Raw genomic sequence first — 20,414 nt, forward strand, 5'->3', positions numbered from 1 at the left:
TGGTGCTGCCGTGAAGGCCAGAACGGCTCGAGGTCGTGGCGACCCGGTGCGGTGTTCTGGAAGCTGGCCATGACCCCATTGAAGCAGAACCGGCGTCGCCCGCGCTCTCCCCGACCAGGAGTTGATACGGAATGCGACGCACGTCTCCGGCCGATTCCTTTCGCCGGAACGGCGACCGCGGGTGACCGGGAGGGACGGCGGCCCGGTCACCCCGGGGCCTCACTCCCGGACGAGACAGAACGGATGGCCGGCCGGATCGGCGTATACGCGCCAACCCGGCTCGTCCTGAACGGAGTCCGAGCCGGTCTCGGAATCGCAGCCGGAACCAGCCTCGGGAACGGTCACGGAGCCCGTCTCGGAACTGGCCGCGGAGCCGGTCTCGGAACCGGCCCCGGAGCCTGGGTCGGGCTCGGAAACAGCGTCGCCGTCCGGCTCGGAACCGGACCCCGTGACCGCCGGGGCGAGCCGCGTGGCCCCCAGCGCGAGCACCCGCGCCTCGGCGGCATCGAGGTCGCTCACCCCGACGTCGAGGTGGAACTGCTGCGGATACGCCGGGTCCGGCCAGCGCGGTGGCCGGTGGTCCGCCGCCCGCTGGAAGGCGAGGACGGGGCCGCCCGGGGTGTGCAGGGTCGACCACTCCTCGTCGAGCGACCAGCGCCGGTCGGGCCGGTCGACCTCACCACCGAGGACCGCGGCGTAGAAACGGGCGAGGGCCCGCGGGTCGGGACAGTCCAGCACCACACACTGCAGATTGCCGATCATGGGGCCATTCTGCTGCCTGACCGGGACCCGGCCCCGTCATTTGATGATGGCGTTGGCGATCGCGATCAGCAGGCCCACCGCGGCGTCGGCGAGCCCGATGAGGATCGCCCCGCCCTGCTTGTAGCCCATGCGCAGCGCGGCGAACATGCCCAGTCCGAACAGCAGCACCGTGTTCACGCCGAGCCCCGCCGCCGTGGCCGGTTCCTCGGACCAGTGGGCCAGCTCGGCAGCGCACAGCAGCAGCACCGTCGGCACGGCCGCGGCCACGAGCGGCCACTCGCCCAGCAGCGTCCGGAGAAGCATCAGCCAGCGGTGCCCCGCCGTGCCGGGACGATAGGTCGACATATGGCGTGCGTAGCCGTGCGCGAGCGCCGACGAGATGGCCGTGACCAGCACCCACAGGGCGTCGTAGACCGGGGTGTAACTGGCGCCCTCGGTCTGGAGCGCGGAGAGCAGGGCGCTGGCCAGCACCAGCCCGTACACCCCGCCGAAGAGACTGTCGGAGGTCTCGACGTGGTACTCCGCAGGCGCGGGCGGCGATGACTGCTCGGACACGGGGGCGCTCCTCCCGAAGCAACGGGACGCGGCAATGGCGGCCCCACGCTACGGCAGTTGATCACCCACTTTCGCCCTCTATGAGGCGTTTCGTCCCTCGGGGTCGCGGAGCGGCCGGGGCGCCGGCTCGCTACCGAAGGACCGCGCGCGGGCACTGACGAGGGGTCGCGCGGGTGCTACCGAGGGGCGCGTGCGGGTACTGCCGAGGACGCGTGCGGGTGCTGCGCCGCAGGCTGCTTCACTGAGCGGCCTGAGCGGCGTCCTGTCCCGATGGCTCGCGGCGGGGGGAGCAGGCCGGGGAGGTTTTCGGGCCGCTTGGGGAGGCGCGGGGAGGCCTCGGGCGGGCTCGGGGTGCCTCGGGTGGCGTGGAGCCGGGCGGCGTGAAGCGGCCGCGGGGCGTCTCAGCCGGTATTGCCCAGCGTTCCGGTGTCGCCAGGTGTTCCGGTCCCGCGTCGTCCGCCGTTCCCGCGAGGTGCGCCGTTCCCGTGAGGTGCGTCGTTCCCGACCGCGTCGGCGGGGGAGTCGCCACTGACAGAGGGGGGAGCGGGAGAATCACTGCCGTCCTCGTAGGAGAAGGGCTCGATGGACCAGGGCTGGTCGGGCCCGTCCCGGTAGGCGGCATAGCCGGGCGGCAGCGAGGCGGTCTCCGCGAGCGAGGGATCCGCCTCGGCGAGATGGACGAGGCAGTGGACGATGCACGCGCCCGGCAGATTGGGGTCGTTCACGCCGTCCCCGACCAGCCAGTCACCGTCCGTGTCATGCACCACGGTCAGCGCCGGAAGGTCTCCTTCGGCCACGGTGCGCTGGACCACGGCCCCCAGGTCCCGGGGAAAGCGTCCCTCGGGAAAGGGAAAGGCGACGGTACGGAAGAGCTCATGTTCGTCATGCGTCACGCGCGCAGTGTGTCACTTGAGGCCCGGTTCGTCTGCAGTTCCCGAATCATGCACCCCATGGATCCCACCAACCCCACCAGCCCCATCGAACCGGGACATCCCGGGGGAGGGGCGACGTACGAGAGTCGCAGGCAGGTCAGCCGACGGTCTCGGTCCGCAGCCACGCGAGGTACTCATCGCTACCGGCCGTGATGGGAGTGACGATGACCTCGGGGGTGTCATAGGTGTGCACGCGCTTGATGTGCGCCTCGAGCTCCGGGTAGCGGGCGGCGGTGGTCTTGTAGAGCACCCGCCACTCGGCGTCCGCCTCGATCTTCCCCTGCCACTGGTAGACGCTCCTGATCGGCCCGTCGATCTGAGCGCACGCCGCGAGCCGCTGCTCCACCGCGCTCGCGGCGAGCCGCTGGGCGCGGTCCTCACTGTCGATCGTGGTCAGCACGGCAAGGAACTCGGCATCGGCCACGGTGTCCCGCTCCCTTCGGTCATCGGCGCCAGCGACCGTACCGCACGGGACAGACACCGTCCCCGCCCAGAGCAAGGCCGCCGAGAGGCATCCGAGCGGCCGGCGGCTCAAGCTGCTCCCGAGCCCTCCGTCAGCAGCCATCGGACCCGATCGAGACCGGCCGCCCTCAGCCGTGTCCGCTCCGCTCCCGCTGAAAGGGCCCACGCGGCAACAACGAGCGTGCGCGCCGTGACCAGGAGATCGAGCCGGGGATCGCGCGGATCCGCGCCGTACGCCCGGATCGCCGCGTCCGCCCATTCGGGGCCGTACCCGCCCTCTCCCTCGCCCAGGACCCGTGCACGCGCGGCCAGGCATGCCAGATCCCACAACGGGGGCCCCGCGGTGACGTCTTCGAAGTCGGTCCACACCAGCCCACGGGGCGTAGCCATCACATTGCCCGCATGGGCGTCGCCGTGCAGGACCTGGTCCGCGGACTCCAACCCGTCCACCGCGGCGCGGACTTCGGCATGACGGTCCCGGAGCCGGGCCAACGTCTCCTCCGACAGATCCGCGTCCGGCGACAACCGGTCCCACCACGTGGCGCACTCGTCCAGCAGCCCGAGCCGTGGCAGCTCCAACTCCAGCCCCCGAAGGCCCTCGTGCAGTCTGCGCAGGGACATGCCCGTCTCGGCGGGATCCAGCACGGCAGCGGGATCCGGCCGCTCCAGAGCCACAAAGGTGAGGGCCAGCCCGTCGCACAGGTGCGGCCCGGGCGGCAGACGGGACACCGTGACCGCGCCTCGCCCACCGAGGTGCCGCACAACGGCGACCTCCCGCGCGAGCCAGTCGGCCGCGCCGTCCCGCAGGTCCCCCATGATTCCGGCTACCCGCGCCACGACCGGATGCGGCGCCAGATGGACGAGCACATTGCTCATCCGCCCGAGAACCACGGGCTCCGTACACCGGAGACCGTACTCCGCGGCGACACTCACCGCGGCGCGGACCGCGCGATCGTTCGGTAACGAGGACATGCCCGGCATCCTCTCAGCACGGCCAACTCCCTTACCCGGAAGGCAGGCGGGGGAGGCCGCACCCATCACCCATCACCCATCGGCGAGACGAGCGGCAGGGCAGAGCAGCCGGATGGTGCATTGTCCAGCGGATTCGGTCGGACGGATCTCGATCCTTCCGTTCCCGCGTGAAGTGGCCCGGTCCCGGCCTAAACTCCCGGCACATCTGACCCACAGCGGACGGGGGACGCGTGGACCATCTCCTCACAGTCACCGGACAGTCGGCCGCGCCGGCGACGCCGACGACCCTGGCCACCGAGAGCCTGTACGAGCGGAAGCACCTGCAGGAATGGGTGATCGCCAACCCGGAGATCCTGGGTGACTCCGTGCTGGTCGTCACGGCGGAGTACGACCGCTGGGCCGACACCGACGGGGTTCCGGCACGGGACCGGCTGGACGTGCTGGGCCTGGACACCACAGGGCAGCTCGTGGTCGCGGAGCTCAAACGCGGTATGGCGGACCGGGACGTCCATCTCCAGGCGATCACCTATGCCGCGCTGGTGTCCCGGTTCAGCCTCGACACACTGGCCGAGGCGCACCACGACTTCCTGGCCAGGAGGGGCGAGCCCCTCGGCCTGGACGACTGCCGGAAACGCCTGCTCGATCACGTGGGTGGCGAGTTGTCCCCCGAGGTGCTGCGACGCCCCCGCCGGTGATCATCGCCGGGTCCTTCCCCAAGCAGGTGACGCACACCGTGGTGTGGCTGTCGGAGATGAACCTCGACATCGGTCTCGTCCAAGTGAACCTGTGGAAGGTGGAGGAGCGGCTCGTCGCCGGCTTCACCAAGGTCTATCCGACCCCGGAGGCGGAGGAGTTCACCCTCGCCCCCGCCCGGATCGAATCCGGCGCCGTAGCCCAGACCTTGCAGGAACGCTCACAGTCCAGGAACGCGGTCCACAAGCTGTTCGCCGCCAAGCTGCTGCCGGACGGCGCCCGGCTCCGTCTGGTCCCCCGGCACGGCGCCCCGGAATACATCCAGGACAGGATCCGTGAGTGGGCGGCCGAGGAGGCCGGCCGATCCACCGCCACCTGGACCAACGACGTGACCAAGCCGCTGACCTGGGGCGCCGACGGCTTGCAGTACACCCCGACCGGCCTGGCCGATCACATCTTCCAGGCGGTGGAAGGACGCAAAGTCAGCGGTATCCAGGGCACCACCTGGTGGGACGTCGACACCGACGATGCCCCTGAAGGAGTGGACCCGGACGAATGGTCGGCGCTGGCCGGCCTGAGCCTGGCCAACCTGGCCGGGCAGGTCGGCAGCACGGGGCGGGACTGGACGAGCCTCCACGCTCTGTTGCAGGCCCTGCCGCGGGCGCGGTGGACCACCTACGGAGACGTGGCCGCCGTCATCGGAAGCCACGCCGTGCCGGTGGGCTCCCACCTGGCCAACTGCGGTGACTGCCCCAACCCGTGGCGCGTCCTCAACGCAAAGGGCAGGGTCAGCACCGGATTCCGATGGTCGGACCCCGGCCGCACCGACTCAGCGACCGAGATGCTGGCGGCGGACGGCGTCCCCATGAAGGCAGACACCGCAGCCCCGTCCGCCCGCCTGTCCCTCCCGGAACTCCAGAGCCTGCTCGACGGCTGAGGGCATGGGCATCCCCCGTACGCGATGGCCTCGCGGTCCACCAGCGCCGCGCCTGCGCGAGAACCGTAGGCTGTCTACCTGATCTGGGTTGAAGCCTGTACGACGAAGGAGTTGAGGGACGCCCGTGCCTCGACTGACTTCGTCCGCAGGTCTTCGCGGTCTGTTGCGCGGTGAAGAGCACCGATGATCCCGATGGTTTGCTCTGCCCGTGCATGCAGGTCGCCATCGGGTATGAGCAGACGGAGCTGGTGAACGGCCTGGAAGGCCTGACCGCGGATTCGGAAGGCCTCCGTCCTGGCTGCCACGTGCGCTGGACCGTCCCGTTCCTCGTGCTGGCGATGCCACCAGTCGTGTTGACTCCGTATGAAGTCGTTGGTCGCAGCGGTGAAAGCGAGGACGGCGCTGCGGCGCTCGCTCCGGTCTGCCACACGCTTCTGGAACTGGTACCCCAGAAGAGAACCGATGAGTGTTCCCGCCACAGCGATAAAGGTCGTCAATACCTGACCCACTGCGCTGGCTCACTCACCGCTCATGGGGAGATCCTTCTGAGATTGCGGTGGAACGGGGAGCGTCCGCTGCGCTGGGGAGGCGTCCGGGTGCATGGTCACGTCGGCGGAGCGCTGTGCCATGGTGTCGTTCGCCGTGGCGCGCCGGATCTCGTGATCGTTCATCAGACATCCCATTCGTAGACGAGGGTGTTCAGGTGCCCCGGCGCCACGGTCACCATGACTCGGATCGGCACGCCTTCCTCGCCGTACCCCACCCGAGAGTGACGCGTGACGGGACGCACGTACACACACCTGATGCCGAACAGCCAGGATCGCGCACGGAAGGCCATCGACGGCGCGTTCGGCGCAGCCCCTGAGGGGGAGGACGGCAACGAGGACGGGGCTCCGGTCGCGGGCCTGAGCCGCGCTCCCTGAAAAGGCCGTCGGCCGTGTCTTCCGAGAGCGGAAGAACACGGCCGACGGCCCACAGACGGCCCAGGAGAGCAGAAATCTGCTCCGACCTGCGGCGTTCTTAGATGTCGAAGTAGAGGCGGAGGAATCACCGCCTTGAGCAGCGTGTCGCCCTTCTTCGGGGCGATGTACGTACGTCGTCGACGGTCCCCAGCATCCGCGTTAGGCCGGGCATCCTCATACCGCTTGAAGCTCTCGCTCTGCTGCTGCCTGTCGGGGTCCCGCCAGCGCGCCAACCAGCGCTTACCGCGCCCGTGCTCGCGGGATGGCACCTTGCCGTGAGCCCTGCACTTCTCCTCGCCCGGCTCCGGCCGCTTTTCGTGCCAGCGGTCGTAGGGCTCAGCCACGGTGACCCGGCCCGAAGCACGGCCGCCCTGCGACCGCATCTCTCAGGCGGTCCGGAGCCGTTCGAGGAATTCGGGTACGCCGTCGACCTGCTGGTAGGGCTTGAAAGCGGGGGCGAGTTCGCGGACCAGGGTGACGCAGCGGTCGGCGCCGATGCGGGTGGCGAGGTCGAGTGACTCGGTGCTGACGACGAGGGCTTGTTCGACCTCGCGGGCCTGGACGAGACTTCGGGCCTCGTAGGTGCGGAAGACCCCGCGCGTCTTGTCCCGGGCCCGTGGAAGCAGGGTCAGGCCCTCGTCAATGCGGGCGCGGGCCTCGTCGGTACGGCCGAGGTCGAGGAGACACTGGCCGGAGTCCACGGCCAGATCCGCTGTGCTCATCCATCGGCACCAGCCGGGCGCGGGGTCGGCCGCGTCGGTCAGCAGGGCGGTCTCAGCGGCGGCGAGGTCACGGTGGCAGTCGGCGGCGGCCCCCAGGGCGGCGTGGGCTCGGGCCCTGCGCAGGTACAGCAGCGAGCGGGCGGTGGGGTGGGACGTATGGATCAGGGCCTGGCTCAAGGGTTCTACGGCGGACCCGGGATGGCCGAGCCAGATCGACTGGTAGGCGAAGTCGGACAGGACCCCGGCCCCGAGATCCCGGTCGCGGGCAGTGTGCGCGTTGGTGAGAGCGGCGTTCCACAGCTTGCCGGCCGCGTAGTGCTGACCCTGGTCGAAGCGGTACCAGCCACAGGTGCTGGAGAGGGAGGCCGCCAAGTGGTGAAGGCGGCGGCCGGTGGCCTCGCTGTACCGGGCGCCTTCGAGAAGGTCGGTCACAGTCGTGAGGTGGGCGTCCATCAGCTTGATGGTGTGCTGGCGTTGCTCGGTCGGCAGGGCGGTCAGTTTGGTGCTGGTGTCCTCCAGCCAGTCCACCAGTTCGTCATCGACGCGGCGCCCGCCGAGCGCGGTTGTCAGGCGGTCGGGTTCCAGCGCGGCCCACTGGGAGGCCAGCCCGGCCAGGGCGAGTGCGCTGTAGGTCAGGAAGGTACGACGTTCGCGGTTCATCGCGGCTCTCTGTGCATCTCGAAGTGCTTGGACGGTGTACGCCGCCCCGAGCGGGGCCGGGTCGTCCCGGCCCGGGAGCCAGTGGGGCCAGGGGTACCGCTCCAGGTCGGAGATCGGCACGTTGAAGGCGTCCGAGATCAGGAGCTGGGATTCGATGTTCGGCGTTTTGCGGCCGTTCTCCCATTTGCTGACGGCCGCCTTGTCGGTGCCGGAGCGGAGACCCTCGGGCCGCATCGCGGCGGCGCGGTGCAGGCGCGCGACGAGGTCGTTCTGGGACCAGCCGCGTAAGAGGCGGGCGTAGGCGAGGGGATGCCTGATCGGGTCGTCCACGGGAGCAATCCCATCATCGACGGCGACGGCCAGGCTACCGCGCGTACAGGCGGGACAACCCCGGGACTACAGCTAACACCTAGGACCTGAGCTGGAGTTGGCGCTGTACTCGTCATCCCCGACACGTTCCTCCGTGAAGTGGAAGGAGAACGCGCATGAAACGACGTGCTGCGATCATCGGCCTTGGCCACCAGGCCGCCGAGGATCACCTGCCCGGCCTGCTCGGCTCCAGTCGGGCCGAACTCGTCGCGGTGTGCGACAACAACCCGGACATCTTGCACCAGCGAGCGGACACCCTCGGAGTGCCCGGGTTCACCCGGGCCGGTGACCTACTGGACGAGACCGCCCCGGACTTCGTGATCGTCGCCGTCCCGCACCACGCCGGGCGCGCGGTGACCGAGGAGTGCGCCGCCCGGGGCGTCCACGTCCTCAAGGAGAAGCCGTTCGCCACCTCTGTCGAGGAGGCCCGCGAGCTGGCCGGGATCTGCCACAAGGGCCGCGTGGAACTGATGGTGACGCTCCAGCGCCGGTTCAACCCGATCCACAGCAGCGTGGCCGGGATGCTGGACCAGATCGGCTCCCCGATTCTCGTTGGCGGGCACTACTCGTTCCACACGCCCAACCCTGGCGCTGGCTGGCGCGGGGACCTCAAGCAGGCCGGTGGGGGCTGCATCCTCGACATGGGCTACCACCTGATTGACCTGCTCCTGTGGTACTTCGGCCTGCCCAGCAGGGTCATCGCGGAGTTCTCCACCACGGCCCTGCCCGAAGGCGGCTACGACGCGGAGGACACCGCCGTCGTCCAGCTCGGCTACGACTCCGGTTTGTACGGATCGCTGGTCCTGTCGCGGTGGATGGCGCCGAAGACGGAGTTCATGCGGGTCGTGGGGACGGCCGGCTCAGTGGTGTTGACGAAGGGAGCGGTGCAGCGGCTCGCCCTGGACGGATCGGTGGTGGAGGAGCTGACCCGACCGCACGCCCCCAGCGTCGCCACCGCACAGATCGACTACTTCTGCCGGGTCCTGGACGGAGAACGGCCCAACGTCTCCGGCCCCGATCAGCACCTCTCCCACGCCGCGTTCATCGCGTCCTGCTACCGGTCCAAGACTGCAGGCCGTTACATCGACCCGAAGGAGATGCTGTGACCAGCCCGCTCGCCCTCCTCGGCGGTACCCCGGCCGTTACCGACGCCGGCGCCCACTTCACCTGGCCCCCGATCGACGACATCACCCGCATGAAGGTTGTCTCCCAGCTGGATTCGGCCGTCTCCATCCCCGGCCGGTCCGGGATCGTCGCGGACCTGGAAGACGCCCTCCAGGACTACTTCGACGTGCGGCACGCGATCACCACCAGCTCCGGCACCGCCGCCCTGCACGCCGTCTACTGGGCCGCCCGCATCCGGCCCGGCAACGAGGTGATCGTCCCCGCCTGGACCTTCCACGCCACCGCCTCACCCCTGTTCCAGCTCGGCGCGGTCCCGGTCCTCTGCGAGACGCGCCCGGACGGCAACATCGACCCCGGCCGGGTGACCGAGCTGATCACCCCTCGCACCCGCGCGATCATGGTCACGCACCTGTGGGGCAAGCCCGCCCAGATGACCGACCTCACCACGCTGGCCAGGGACCGCGACCTGGTCTTGCTGGAGGACGGCTCACACGCTCACGGGGCCGGTCACGGCGGCCAGAAGGTCGGCACGTTCGGCCTGGCCGGTGCCTTCTCCCTCAACGGCCCCAAGCCCCTGTCCGGGGGTGAGGGCGGCTTCGTCCTCACTGACGATGACGACACCTACTACCGCGTTCTCACGTTCGCGCACTACAACAAGCGGGCCAGGAACGAGATCCCGGCAGGCCATCCGCTCGCGCGGTACGCGGTCACCGGGGCCGGACTCAAGCTCCGCATCCACCCCCTGGCCGCCGCCCTCGCCCACGACCAGCTCTCCCGCCTGGATGCCTACCTCGCCGGCCGCGAGGAGATCGCCTCCTACCTGATCCGAGAGCTCGGGCAGATACCCGGGCTTGAGGTGAGCTCGATGCCCGAGGGGGTGAAGTCATCCTGGTACGCGTTGACGGCCACCTACCGGCCCGACCAGCTCAGCGGCCTGCCCCTCGACCGCTTCCACGCAGCCCTCGTCGCGGAGGGCGCGACCGAGTTCGACCGGCCCGGCTCCACCCGCCCCCTGAACCAGCTCCCGCTCTACCAACACCCCTCCCATCTCTTCCCCGGCTACCCGAACACCCGCACCCGATACCGGGAGGGTGACTTCCCCATCGCCGAGAAGGCGCACGCGCAGACGATCAAGCTGCCCGTCTGGCACCGTGAACAGGATTTGAAACTGGCCGAGCAGTACGTCAGCGCGGCCAGGAAGGCCAGCGAACACCACAAGGAGCTCCTGTGACCGTGACCTCCGACCTCGCCCGAACCTTGGCAGAGGAGGCCGAAGCCGAAGGCATCACCACTTTCGTGGCCGCGGCCGTCGTCACTGACGCCGACCTCATCCTCCTGGTCCGCCGCAAGCCGGACGACTACATGGGCGGCCTGTGGGAGATCCCCTCCGGTCATGTGGACGCCGGAGAGAGCATCCTGGACGCGGCCCGCCGCGAGACGCTGGAGGAGACCGGCCTGACCGTCGCCTCAGTGGACCGCTACCTCGGGCACTTCGACTACGAGAACAGTCGCGGCACCACCACCCGCCAGTTCAACTTCGCCGTCACCGTCTCCGAGACCGGGCCGGTCATCCTGACCGAACACGACCTGTACCAGTGGGCCCTCGTCGACGACCTGCCGGGCGTCACCGACGGCGTGCGGGAGGTTCTGGCCTGCGCTTAGAACCGCCGATGGGGTGTCGCCCGAACCAGGGCCAGGCGGTGGGGGAGGGCTCGCTCGACGGCTGGGCCCAGCGGTCCGGCGAAAGCGGTGAAGAGATGCGGGCCATGGGAGTCCGGCCAAGCCAGCGGGGGCCGCTATCCCGGATATGGGGTAGCGGCCCTCGTATCGTTTTCTGACATCAAGTCAGAGAAATGGCCGGGCGGTGCACCCGCGGTGCACAAGGGAGCGGAAAACAGCTGTGACCTACGAGAACTCACGAGAAGAGTTTCCGCAGGCCACAGCTGTTATCCAGCCTTACGCCCAGGTCGCTGGGCGCCGGCTCTTAGATGTCGAAGTACATCTCGAACTCGTGCGGGTGCGGGCGCAGCTGGATCGGGGCGATCTCGTTCGTCCGCTTGTAGTCGATCCAGGTCTCGATGAGGTCGCTGGTGAAGACGCCGCCGGCCTGCAGGTACTCGTTGTCCGCCTCCAGGGCGTCGAGCACCGCGGGGAGCGAGGTCGGGACCTGCGGGACGCCTGCGTGCTCCTCGGGGGCGAGCTCGTAGAGGTCCTTGTCGATCGGCTCGGCCGGCTCGATCTTGTTCTTGACGCCGTCCAGGCCGGCCAGCAGCAGCGCCGAGAAGGCGAGGTACGGGTTGCTGGACGGGTCCGGGGCGCGGAACTCGACGCGCTTGGCCTTCGGGTTCGAGCCGGTGATCGGGATACGCATCGCGGCGGAACGGTTCCGCTGCGAGTACACCATGTTCACCGGGGCCTCGAAGCCCGGCACCAGGCGGTGGTACGAGTTCACCGTCGGGTTGGTGAAGGCCAGCAGCGACGGGGCGTGCTTGAGGATGCCGCCGATGTAGTAGCGGGCGGTGTCCGAGAGGCCCGCGTAGCCCGCCTCGTCGTAGAACAGCGGGGAGCCGTTGGACCACAGGGACTGGTGCACGTGCATGCCCGAGCCGTTGTCGCCGAAGATCGGCTTCGGCATGAAGGTCGCGGTCTTGCCGTTGCGCCAGGCGACGTTCTTCACGATGTACTTGAAGAGCATCAGGTCGTCGGCCGCGGCGAGCAGCGTGTTGAACTTGTAGTTGATCTCGGCCTGGCCGGCGGTGCCGACCTCGTGGTGCTGGCGCTCGACCTTCAGGCCGGCCGCGTCCAGCTCCAGGGAGATCTCGGCGCGCAGGTCGGCGAAGTGGTCGACCGGCGGGGCCGGGAAGTAGCCGCCCTTGTAGCGGACCTTGTAGCCGCGGTTGTTCTCGACGGCACCGGTGTTCCAGGCGCCGGCCTCGGAGTCGATGTGGTAGAACGACTCGTTCGCGCTGGTGTTGAACCGCACGCTGTCGAAGACGTAGAACTCGGCCTCGGGCCCGAAGAACGCGGTGTCGGCGATGCCGGTGGAGGCCAGGTAGGCCTCGGCCTTCTTCGCGATGTTCCGCGGGTCACGGCTGTACTGCTCGCCAGTGATCGGGTCGTGGATGAAGAAGTTGATGTTGAGCGTCTTGTCCTTGCGGAACGGGTCGACACGGGCGGTCGACAGGTCCGCGCGGAGAGCCATGTCGGACTCGTGGATGGCCTGGAAGCCACGGATCGACGAGCCGTCGAAGGCCAGCTCCTCGTCCGCGTCGAACGCCTCCGCCGGAACGGTGAAGTGCTGCATCACACCAGGCAGGTCGCAGAACCGGACGTCAACGAATTTGACGTCCTCGTCCGCGATGAACTTCTTCGCGTCGTCGGCGTTCTGGAACATCCAACTCCTCCTAGCCCGCCGCCAGGGGGCGGGATTGCTGCTCGGGGCGTGGCCAGTGCGGTGGCACGCTGGCCCCGACCATAGGATTCCGGGATTTCCCGAGCATGACCCAATTGTTTCGCTGAGGTTAACCGCCGGGCGTCGCTGTCCGCCTCCGCAGATGAGGCGGGCATACGCCCGTCACACCCTATGAAACACCTCCTCGGGAATTGTGCGGCGCAGCCCCGCGCAACGGGCCGGGAGGCCGCTCAGCAGCCGTGGCGCCGTCCGGACGCCTGTGACCAGCGTGGACCCGGACCGGCGGGCCCGGAGGCCGGGCTCCCGCCCCCGGTCGGCCGGGGCCGGGGGCTGCTGAAAGGGGGCCTGGCCGTCGGGGAATGTATGCGGTCCCAGTACCGTGGTCGGGTGGACAATAGGCAAGCAATCGGATCGTGGCTCTCCGGTCCCCGCGCCGCAGCCGAGGAGATGGGGGCCGATTTCGGCCACCGCGGCGAGCGCCTCGGACTGCCGGAGAACGGACCGGGCTCGATCGCTCCCCTCGGGCGGCGTTTCGGAGCCCTCTTCATCGACTGGGCGCTCTGCGCACTGATCGGCTACGGGCTGCTGGCCCGCGGTGACCTCGCGGCCGCGAACAACTGGGCCCTGCTGGTCTTCGTGGTGCTGAGCGTGCTCACGGTCGGCACGGTGGGTTACACGCCCGGCAAGCGGCTGCTGGGGATCCGCGTCATCGCCGTGGACGGCACGCGCCTGTCCCTGCCGTACGCCGTGCTCCGCTCGGCCCTGCTCGCCCTGCTGATCCCGGTCCTGATCTGGGACCGCGACGGCCGGGGCCTGCACGACCAGCTGGCCCGGGCGGTCCAGGTCCGGATCTGAGGATCGGATCCGGCTCTGAGGACCGGGTCCGGACCCGACACGGCACCCGGCCCGCACACACGAAGGGCGGCCCGGAACCGAGTTCCGGGCCGCCCTTCGCGTTGCTCGACGCGCTCGCGCGCCGGTCGCTGAGTGCGCCGTCGTCCGCCGCACCAGTGGTCCGCCGTGAGCGGCGGACACCACCGTGAGCGCGGGTTCACCTGCGCTGGTTCAGCGCATCTTGCCGCCCCGCGGCATCCGCATGCCCTTCGGCATCGGGCCCTTCGGGATCGGCATGTTGCTCATGAGGTCGCCGAGCGCGCGCAGCCGGTCGTTCACCACCGTGACCTGGGAGCCGGGGAGCACCCGCGGCAGCTTCATCAGGGTGGTGCGGAGCCGCTTCAGCGGGACCTGGCCCTCGTCGTCACCGACGACGACGTCGTGCACCGGTACGTCGACGACGACGCGCGCCATCTTCTTCTTCTCGGACGCCAGCAGGGCCTTGACCCGGTTCGGGTTGCCCTCGGCCACCAGCACGATGCCGGCCTTGCCGACGGCCCGGTGGACGATGTCCTGGTTCCGGTTCATCGCCACCGCGGGGGTCACGGACCAGCCGCGGCCGACGTTCTCCAGCACCGCGGCCGCGGCTCCGGGCTGGCCTTCCATCTGCCCGAAGGCAGCGCGCTCGGCCCGGCGTCCGAAGACGATCGCCATCGCGAGGAAGGCCAGCAGGAAGCCCAGGAGGCCCAGGTAGACCGGGTGGTCGATCAGGAAGCCGATCGCAAGGAGGACACCGAAGGTGACAATTCCCACAGCCGCGACGACAAGACCGACCTTGGTGTCGACCCGCTTGGTCATCTTGTAGGTCAGGGCGATCTGCTGCAGCCGCCCGGGGTTCTCGGATGTTTCCTTCCTCGCCATGCCCCAGAGTTTACGTGGCCTGCGGAGCGCGGGTTGCCACGGCCTCCAGCACGTGCTGAGCCTCCCGCCGGTCGTTCGCCCGGCGACGGTCCTCCAGGACCGCGGTCCAGGCGTTCTGGCGGGCGGTGCGCTGGCCGCCGCGGAGCAGCACCTCCTCCACGGCGCGGAGGGCATCGGTGACGGACGGGATGGCGGTGGCGCGGACGGGCGCGGCCTGCATGGCGAAAGTCCCCTCGGAGCGGGTGGGCGGGAACGGAACTGCGCTGTGCTTACCAACTGCGCTGTGCTAACCCGGGGTCACTCCCCGGTCCCATCAGAGTCACTGATGGGTGTTACCAGCGCGTGACCGGTTGGTCAAACACCAATGAAACCCATACGTGGCCCGTACACACCTTGACGCGGCCCGTACGTGGGAACGTACGGGCCGCGTCACCGACCGAATGGCGGAACCGGCGCCTCAGCCCGCCTGCGGGGCGGCCGTGGCGGAGCGGCGGTCCATGGCCTGCCGGAAGAGCCGGCCGGCGCGGTAGGAGGACCGGACCAGCGGCCCGGACATCACACCGGAGTAGCCGATCTCCTCGGCCTCCTCCGAGAGCTCCACGAACTCCTGCGGCTTCACCCAGCGCTCCACCGGGTGGTGCCGGACGGTCGGCCGCAGGTACTGGGTGATGGTGATCAGCTCGCAGCCCGCGTCGTACAGGTCCTGCAGCGCCTGGCTGATCTCCTCGCGGGTCTCGCCCATGCCCAGGATCAGGTTGGACTTGGTCACCAGGCCGGCCTCGCGGGCCTGGGTGATGACGTCCAGCGACCGCTCGTAGCGGAACCCGGGGCGGATGCGCTTGAAGATCCGCGGCACCGTCTCCACGTTGTGCGCGAACACCTCGGGGCGGGAGGAGAAGACCTCGGCGAGCTGGTCGGGGTCGGCGTTGAAGTCGGGGGCCAGCAGCTCGACCTTGGTGCGGCCGTCCGTGCGCTCCGCGGTCATCGCGTGGATCTGCCGCACCGTCTCCGCGTACAGCCAGGCGCCGCCGTCCTCCAGGTCGTCGCGGGCGACGCCGGTGATCGTGGCGTAGTTGAGGTCCATGGTGACCACGGACTCACCGACGCGGCGGGGCTCGTCCCGGTCCAGCGGCTCCGGCTTGCCGGTGTCGATCTGGCAGAAGTCGCAGCGCCGGGTGCACTGGTCACCGCCGATGAGGAAGGTCGCCTCGCGGTCCTCCCAGCACTCGAAGATGTTCGGACAGCCCGCTTCCTGGCAGACCGTGTGCAGGCCCTCGCGCTTCACCAGACTCTGCATCTGGGTGTACTCGGGCCCCATCTTGGCCCGGGTCTTGATCCACTCGGGCTTGCGCTCGATGGGCGTCTGGCTGTTCCGGACCTCCAGGCGCAGCATCTTGCGTCCGTCGGGTGCAACTGCGGACACGTCCGGCTCCCTACGACTTCGATTCTTCGGCGCACACCAGGGTACGCCCGTTGTTCATACGGTCCTACGCGGTGGCCAACCCGTACGCCTGTGGGGACATTCCCCCGGACGGCGCCGGACCGGGCCGGCCCGGCTACTCGGCGTGCGCGACCTGGCGGGGCAGCGGGTCCGCCGCCTCCAGGACCGCCCGCAGATGCTTCTCGACCACCGGCACGACCTCGGTCACGGAGACCCGGCGGCCCAGCTCGTCGGAGATCGAGGTGACCCCGGCGTCGCGGATGCCGCACGGCACGATCCGGTCGTAGGCGGTGTTGTCGGGATCACAGTTGAGAGCGAAGCCGTGCATCGTGACGCCCTTGGCGACCCGGATGCCGATGGCGGCGAGCTTGCGGTCCTCGCGGCGCTGGCCGGCGTTGGACGGGGCGTACTCGGGGCCGTGCAGCCGGGGGTCGAACTCGTCGTCGTCCAGCCGCGGGTCGAGGTGCAGCGACAGGCTGCCCGTCGACGGGCGCTGGTCGATCGGGTCGCCGAGCACCCAGACCCCGCTGCGGCCCTCGACCCGGGTGGTCTCCACGCCGAACTCGGCGCAGGTCAGGATCAGCGCCTCCTCCAGGCGGCGGACGTGCGCGACCACGTCCACCGGGCGGGGCAGCTTCAGGATCGGATAGCCGACGAGCTGGCCCGGACCGTGCCAGGTGATCTTGCCGCCGCGGTCCACGTCGACCACCGGGGTCCCGTCCAGCGGGCGCTCACTGTCGGTGGTACGCCGTCCCGCCGTGTAGACGGGCGGGTGCTCCAGCAGCAGGCAGGTGTCCGGGATCTCGTCCGCGAACCGCGCCGCATGCACCTTCCGCTGTTCCTCCCACGCCGCCGTGTACTCGACGGCGGCGTCCCCGAAGCCCAGGTGGACGAAGCGCAGGGACTCGGACACGGGGGCCGTCTCCTGGGAGGGGGCAGCGCTCACGGGGGCTCCTTCGAACTCACGTCTTGCTTCTCTCACGCGGTAGCCACTGTACGGCCGGGGTCCCGAAATGTCGGCACGCGGGTTCCCGGGCCCCGGGCGGCCCCACCCGGTCCCGCGTGCGGCGCCGGGCCGTGGTTCCCGCGCGGCGTTTGCTCACACGATCGGATGAATACGACGCGATGGCCGCGATCAGGGCGGCCACGGCCGTTAAGTTCGCGCCGTTCCACATGGGTGATCGGGGGGAAGCGGCAGGCTCGTCGCCTTTTCGCGCCCTCTGCTCCCAGGGCCCGGAAGGCAGGAGACCGCACAGCCGATGACGGATCGACCCCAGCAGCGCATTCCCAACCGTCAGCTCGCCGCGCTCATCGCGGAGGCCGGGTTCTCCAACGCCGGGCTCGCCCGCAGGGTCGACCAGCTCGGCCTCGAACACGGCCTCGACCTGCGCTATGACAAGACCTCGGTGACCCGCTGGCTGCGCGGCCAGCAGCCGCGCGGCACGACGCCCGCGCTGATCGCCGAAGTGTTCACCCGGCGCCTGGGCCGCCGGCTCTCCGCCCAGGACCTGGGGCTGGACGCCTGCGCCCCGGTCTACGCGGGCCTGGAGTTCGCGGCGAGCCCCGCCGAGGCGGTGGACATCGTCAGCGGGCTGTGGCGCAAGGACTCCGGCAGCCACGCCGAGCTGCGCAAGATCGCGTTCACTCCGGCGGGACTGGTCGTGCCCAGCCGGGACTGGCTGATCGGGCGGCCCGACGAGCGCGTCGGCCGGGGCGTCGAGACGCCCGGGGCACCGGCCCCCCGGTCCGGTAGCGCTCCCGGCGCCCCGGGGGACACCGGCGGCCGGGTGCCGGCCCCCGGCCGGGCACAGGTCCCCCGGCAGCGGCAGACCGACCGGGTGGCGGGCCAGCGGGTCTCCTCGGGTGACATCGCGGCCCTGCGCTCGGTGGCGGAGCTGTTCCGCACCCTCGACCAGGCCTACGGCGGCGGGCATGCCCGGCAGGCCCTGGTCCGCTACCTGGAGCACGAGGCCGAGCCGATGCTGCGCGGGACGTACGGGGAGTCGACGGGACGCCGGCTGTTCGCCGCCGTCGCCGACCTGACCCGGCTCGCGGGCTGGACCTCGTTCGACATCGCCGCCCATGGGCTCGCGCAGCGCTACTTCGTCCAGGCCCTGCGGCTCGCCCAGGCGGCGGGGGACCGCCCGTACGGCAGCTATGTGCTGGTGACCATGAGCCGGCAGGCCGTCTACCTGGGGCACGGCCGGGAGGCGGTGCAGCTCGCCCGAGTCGCCCAGCAGGGCGTCGGCAGCGGGGCGCCGCCGGTGGTGCAGGCACTGCTGCACGCCGTGGAGGCGCGCGGGCACGGCGTGGTCGGCGACGTCCGGGCCTGCACCACCTCGCTCGCCCGGGCGGAGAAGGCGCTGGAGACGGCACGGCCCGGGGACGAGGTGCCGCACTGGGCGCGGTTCTTCGACGAGGCGCAGCTCGCCGACGAGTTCGGCCACTGCCACCGCGACCTCCAGCAGTACCGGGTCGCGGCGCAGCACGCGGAGCGCTCCTTGCAGCTGCGCGGCACGGCGTTCGCCCGCAGCCGGCTGTTCTGCCGGGTGGTGCTGGCCTCGGCGCGGCTGGGCATGGGCGAGCTGGAGCAGGCGTGCGCCCTGGGGGCGGAGGCCGCCCAGCAGGCGACGGAGATGCGGTCGGCGCGTGCCGTGGAGTACGTCCGGGACTTCGAGCGGCGGCTGGAGCCGTACAAGGAGGCGCCGGCGGTCCGGGGGTACCGGGAGCGGGTGGCGGCGCTCGGCGTGTGAGGCCCGGCGGGCAGGGCGGGGCGGGGGCACGGTTCGGGGTGTGGTGACGGGCGGCTCGGGCCGGTGACCGGGCCGTCCCCGGGGCGGGATGTGCCCGCGTCGGAGCCGGGCACGACGCACCTATGAGCCGGACGGGCACGGACGCACCGGCGAGCGGGACGCAAGCGGGCGCGCCGGCGGGCGGGACGCGCACGGGCGCGCCGGGGCGCACCGGCGGGTGCCGGGCGCCCCCGGCGCCGGTGCGCCGCCCCTCAGGCCGCCCCTCAGGCCGCCACGGGCAGCGCCGGCGGTTCCTCGGCCGGCGGGAGGCCGAAGTCCCGCAGGGCGGCGTGCGCGGCGCGACGGCCCGAGAGGATCGCGCCGCGGGCCGTACTGGTGTCGCGGTGGTCCCCGCAGACGTACAGGCCCGACAGCACCCGCACCGGACGCCGCAGGTCGTGCGGCGCGTCCATGGCGGGCACCGCCTCCGGGTCGTGGTGGGCCCCGAGCAGCCGCCAGCCGTCCGCGGAGGTGCCGTAGAGCTCGCCGAGCTGGCTGCGGGCCGCCTTGTCGAGCACGTCCGGCGACTGAGCGGCGGCGGAGCCGAGCACCGTCGAGGTGATGAGGACCCCGCCGGGCGGTGTCCGCGACGGATCGGCCTCGCTGACGACGGCCGTGTGCGAGACCGGCCCGCGCCGTTCGCCGTCCAGCAGGAGCGTCGGTTCGGCCAGCGGGGACACCTCGGCCGTGTGGTGCAGCACGGTCACCGGGTGGAAGTCCGGGACCCGCAGGCCCGGGAGGAGTTCGGCCGCGGCGCGCGCACCGGTGGCCACCAGCACCGCCCGGCAGGCGAACTGCCCGTGCTCGGCGGTGTCGACGCAGGTGGTGGACGCCGCGACGGCGCGCACCCCGGTCTGCACGGTGCCCGGGGGCAGCGCCGCGGCCATCAGCTCCGGGACGGTGGCGGCGCCGCCCGCCGGCAGGCAGAGCCGGCCCCGGGCGAAGCCGCGCAGCGCCAGCTCGGCGCAGCGGCTGGAGGTGTTCATGCCCGGGTCGCTGAGCAGGGCGGTCAGCAGCGGCCGGAGGAAGCCGTCGACGGTACGGCCCGGCAGCCCCCGGGAGTGCAGGGCCTCGGCGGCGGTCCGCTCGGGGCGCGTGAGCAGCCGGTCGGCCGGGAGGGCGGCGAGCCGGTTCAGGAACGCCGAGGCGCGCGCCTGGTCGAGGGCGCCGCCCAGCGGCGACCGCGCGGCCGACGCGAGGGCGCGGGCCGCGGTCAGCGCGCCGCGGGAACTCCGGGCGTCGCCGAACCGCTGGTGCCGGCCGCCGAGCTGCACCAGGACTCCGGACGACAGCGGGCGGAGCGTCAGACCGCCGAGGCCCGGAGTCCTGAGCACTTCGGGGTAGAAGGTGTTGAGGAGCTGCGGGGTGCGGTCGAGCCGGAAGCCGTCGACCAGGTCGGTCGCCATCCGGCCCCCGACATGAGGGGCCGCCTCCAGGACCGTGACCCCGACGCCCGCCTCGGTCAGCTGGTGCGCCGCGGAGAGACCCGCCAGTCCGGCGCCCACGACGACGACGTCCGTCCGGTGTGTGTTGTGGCGTGCTGCGCTGCTGAGCACGGGCCCCTCCCCGAGGTCGGCGGTGTCTCGCGCTGAGCGGCCCTGCCCGGCCGCTGGGGACCTCATGCCCTCAACGGCCTCTCGGGATGCTCGAGTTATGGACGAGCGTAGGAACGAATTCGGTCGTAGTCAGTCGCGCATCGACCGGGCACGGGTGCACACCCGTCGCACGATGAACGCATAGGGATTGTTGGCTGGTCAAGAGATGGAAGAGAGTGGTCTAAAGCGGTCAATCGACGCCTGTCCGGAACCGGTCGGCAGCGGCCCGCCGACCCCGGCCCGCCGCAGCTCGCCCGCGGCTGCCGGA

General features: G+C 70.8%; 21 protein-coding genes. 7 read left to right on the forward strand and 14 right to left on the reverse strand.

The annotated features are described in order from the left end of the window. Nucleotides 1–219 precede the first annotated feature (219 nt). The 5 genes from ABT112_RS35435 to ABT112_RS26605 form a co-directional block, all read right to left on the reverse strand. Nucleotides 220–762 (reverse strand): VOC family protein, encoded by a 543-nt coding sequence (locus tag ABT112_RS35435; RefSeq protein WP_502975455.1) that lies wholly within the window; start codon nt 760–762, stop codon nt 220–222. A gap of 36 nt (nt 763–798) precedes the next feature. Then, a complete protein-coding gene (locus tag ABT112_RS26590; protein ID WP_351513699.1) occupies nt 799–1,317 on the reverse strand; it encodes a hypothetical protein in 519 nt (172 codons plus the stop codon). Nucleotides 1,318–1,718: 401 nt separating this feature from the next. Then, nucleotides 1,719–2,210 (reverse strand): hypothetical protein, encoded by a 492-nt coding sequence (locus tag ABT112_RS26595; RefSeq protein ID WP_351513701.1) that lies wholly within the window; start codon nt 2,208–2,210, stop codon nt 1,719–1,721. Between the two features lie 136 nt (nt 2,211–2,346). Continuing rightward, nucleotides 2,347–2,673 carry a divalent-cation tolerance protein CutA gene (gene cutA, locus ABT112_RS26600; protein WP_351513703.1) on the reverse strand — a complete coding sequence of 109 codons (327 nt, stop codon included), beginning with the start codon at nt 2,671–2,673 and terminating at the stop codon, nt 2,347–2,349. A gap of 107 nt (nt 2,674–2,780) precedes the next feature. Beyond that, a complete protein-coding gene (locus ABT112_RS26605; RefSeq protein ID WP_351513705.1) occupies nt 2,781–3,683 on the reverse strand; it encodes a phosphotransferase family protein in 903 nt (300 codons plus the stop codon). A gap of 230 nt (nt 3,684–3,913) precedes the next feature. Here ABT112_RS26605 and ABT112_RS26610 point away from each other — a divergent pair, with 230 nt between their 5' ends. Together ABT112_RS26610 and ABT112_RS26615 are read left to right on the forward strand one after the other, a co-directional pair. Next, the gene (locus ABT112_RS26610) at nt 3,914–4,378 is read left to right on the forward strand and encodes a hypothetical protein (RefSeq protein ID WP_351513707.1); all 465 of its coding nucleotides are present in this window, start codon (nt 3,914–3,916) and stop codon (nt 4,376–4,378) included. Further along, nucleotides 4,375–5,313: an MGMT family protein gene (locus tag ABT112_RS26615; RefSeq protein WP_351513708.1), complete on the forward strand. Its 939-nt coding sequence runs from the start codon at nt 4,375–4,377 to the stop codon at nt 5,311–5,313. The genes ABT112_RS26610 and ABT112_RS26615 overlap by 4 nt, the downstream gene beginning before the upstream one ends. 74 nt (nt 5,314–5,387) lie before the next feature. On the opposite strand, the gene kilB is transcribed toward ABT112_RS26615, so the two are convergent. The 3 genes from kilB to ABT112_RS26625 form a co-directional block, all read right to left on the reverse strand. Then, complete coding sequence (gene kilB / locus ABT112_RS35440; RefSeq protein ID WP_502975456.1) at nt 5,388–5,822, reverse strand: plasmid transfer protein KilB; 435 nt, start codon at nt 5,820–5,822, stop codon at nt 5,388–5,390. Nucleotides 5,823–5,831: 9 nt separating this feature from the next. Beyond that, entirely contained in the window at nt 5,832–5,984 is a 153-nt protein-coding gene (locus tag ABT112_RS35445; protein ID WP_502975458.1) for a hypothetical protein, read from the reverse strand. A gap of 677 nt (nt 5,985–6,661) precedes the next feature. Further along, nucleotides 6,662–7,987, reverse strand: a complete 1,326-nt coding sequence (locus ABT112_RS26625; protein WP_351513712.1) for an NsdA family TPR-like regulatory protein — start codon at nt 7,985–7,987, stop codon at nt 6,662–6,664. Between the two features lie 155 nt (nt 7,988–8,142). Here ABT112_RS26625 and ABT112_RS26630 point away from each other — a divergent pair, with 155 nt between their 5' ends. Genes ABT112_RS26630 through ABT112_RS26640 form a run of 3 tightly spaced genes read left to right on the forward strand, consistent with a single transcriptional unit; the run spans nt 8,143 to nt 10,813 of the window. After that, nucleotides 8,143–9,132, forward strand: coding sequence for a Gfo/Idh/MocA family protein (locus ABT112_RS26630; protein ID WP_351513714.1), 990 nt, complete (start codon nt 8,143–8,145; stop codon nt 9,130–9,132). After that, a complete protein-coding gene (locus ABT112_RS26635; RefSeq protein WP_351513716.1) occupies nt 9,129–10,382 on the forward strand; it encodes a DegT/DnrJ/EryC1/StrS family aminotransferase in 1,254 nt (417 codons plus the stop codon). The genes ABT112_RS26630 and ABT112_RS26635 overlap by 4 nt, the downstream gene beginning before the upstream one ends. Beyond that, nucleotides 10,379–10,813 carry an NUDIX hydrolase gene (locus ABT112_RS26640; RefSeq protein ID WP_351513718.1) on the forward strand — a complete coding sequence of 145 codons (435 nt, stop codon included), beginning with the start codon at nt 10,379–10,381 and terminating at the stop codon, nt 10,811–10,813. Before ABT112_RS26635 ends, ABT112_RS26640 begins: the two co-directional genes overlap by 4 nt. A 322-nt stretch (nt 10,814–11,135) precedes the next feature. Here the strand turns inward: ABT112_RS26640 and glnA are convergent, their stop codons facing one another. Next, nucleotides 11,136–12,545, reverse strand: coding sequence for a type I glutamate--ammonia ligase (gene glnA, locus ABT112_RS26645; RefSeq protein WP_351513720.1), 1,410 nt, complete (start codon nt 12,543–12,545; stop codon nt 11,136–11,138). 405 nt (nt 12,546–12,950) lie between these two features. Between glnA and ABT112_RS26650 the strand changes: the two genes are divergently transcribed. Then, a complete protein-coding gene (locus ABT112_RS26650; protein ID WP_351513722.1) occupies nt 12,951–13,418 on the forward strand; it encodes an RDD family protein in 468 nt (155 codons plus the stop codon). A gap of 210 nt (nt 13,419–13,628) precedes the next feature. Here the strand turns inward: ABT112_RS26650 and ABT112_RS26655 are convergent, their stop codons facing one another. The 4 genes from ABT112_RS26655 to lipB all read right to left on the reverse strand — a co-directional run bounded on the left by ABT112_RS26655 (nt 13,629) and on the right by lipB (nt 16,705). Further along, on the reverse strand, nt 13,629–14,318 hold the full coding sequence (locus ABT112_RS26655) for a DUF4191 domain-containing protein (RefSeq protein WP_351513724.1): 690 nt from the start codon (nt 14,316–14,318) through the stop codon (nt 13,629–13,631). A 10-nt stretch (nt 14,319–14,328) separates the two neighbouring features. Then, the gene (locus ABT112_RS26660) at nt 14,329–14,538 is read right to left on the reverse strand and encodes an SCO2195 family GlnR-regulated protein (RefSeq protein WP_351513726.1); all 210 of its coding nucleotides are present in this window, start codon (nt 14,536–14,538) and stop codon (nt 14,329–14,331) included. 237 nt (nt 14,539–14,775) lie between these two features. Continuing rightward, on the reverse strand, nt 14,776–15,741 hold the full coding sequence (lipA, locus tag ABT112_RS26665) for a lipoyl synthase (protein WP_351513727.1): 966 nt from the start codon (nt 15,739–15,741) through the stop codon (nt 14,776–14,778). A gap of 133 nt (nt 15,742–15,874) precedes the next feature. Continuing rightward, nucleotides 15,875–16,705, reverse strand: a complete 831-nt coding sequence (lipB, locus tag ABT112_RS26670; RefSeq protein WP_351513729.1) for a lipoyl(octanoyl) transferase LipB — start codon at nt 16,703–16,705, stop codon at nt 15,875–15,877. 313 nt (nt 16,706–17,018) lie between these two features. On the opposite strand from lipB, the gene ABT112_RS26675 reads away from it, so the two are divergent. Beyond that, a complete protein-coding gene (locus ABT112_RS26675) occupies nt 17,019–18,512 on the forward strand; it encodes an NsdA family TPR-like regulatory protein (protein ID WP_351513730.1) in 1,494 nt (497 codons plus the stop codon). Between the two features lie 263 nt (nt 18,513–18,775). On the opposite strand, the gene ABT112_RS26680 is transcribed toward ABT112_RS26675, so the two are convergent. After that, a complete protein-coding gene (locus ABT112_RS26680; RefSeq protein ID WP_351513732.1) occupies nt 18,776–20,107 on the reverse strand; it encodes an NAD(P)/FAD-dependent oxidoreductase in 1,332 nt (443 codons plus the stop codon). Nucleotides 20,108–20,414: the final 307 nt, after the last annotated feature.

Source organism: Streptomyces sp. NPDC002055 (assembly GCF_040296705.1).
GTDB lineage: Bacteria > Actinomycetota > Actinomycetes > Streptomycetales > Streptomycetaceae > Streptomyces.

Bases quoted from the DNA above. Each gene is read 5' to 3' on its own strand.
- ABT112_RS35435 (WP_502975455.1), bottom strand. From the start codon at position 762: ATGATCGGCAATCTGCAGTGTGTGGTGCTGGACTGTCCCGACCCGCGG.
- ABT112_RS26605 (WP_351513705.1), bottom strand. From the start codon at position 3,683: ATGTCCTCGTTACCGAACGATCGCGCGGTCCGCGCCGCGGTGAGTGTC.
- ABT112_RS35445 (WP_502975458.1), bottom strand. From the start codon at position 5,984: ATGAACGATCACGAGATCCGGCGCGCCACGGCGAACGACACCATGGCA.
- ABT112_RS26630 (WP_351513714.1), top strand. From the start codon at position 8,143: ATGAAACGACGTGCTGCGATCATCGGCCTTGGCCACCAGGCCGCCGAG.
- glnA (WP_351513720.1), bottom strand. From the start codon at position 12,545: ATGTTCCAGAACGCCGACGACGCGAAGAAGTTCATCGCGGACGAGGAC.
- ABT112_RS26655 (WP_351513724.1), bottom strand. From the start codon at position 14,318: ATGGCGAGGAAGGAAACATCCGAGAACCCCGGGCGGCTGCAGCAGATC.
- ABT112_RS26660 (WP_351513726.1), bottom strand. From the start codon at position 14,538: ATGCAGGCCGCGCCCGTCCGCGCCACCGCCATCCCGTCCGTCACCGAT.
- ABT112_RS26675 (WP_351513730.1), top strand. From the start codon at position 17,019: ATGACGGATCGACCCCAGCAGCGCATTCCCAACCGTCAGCTCGCCGCG.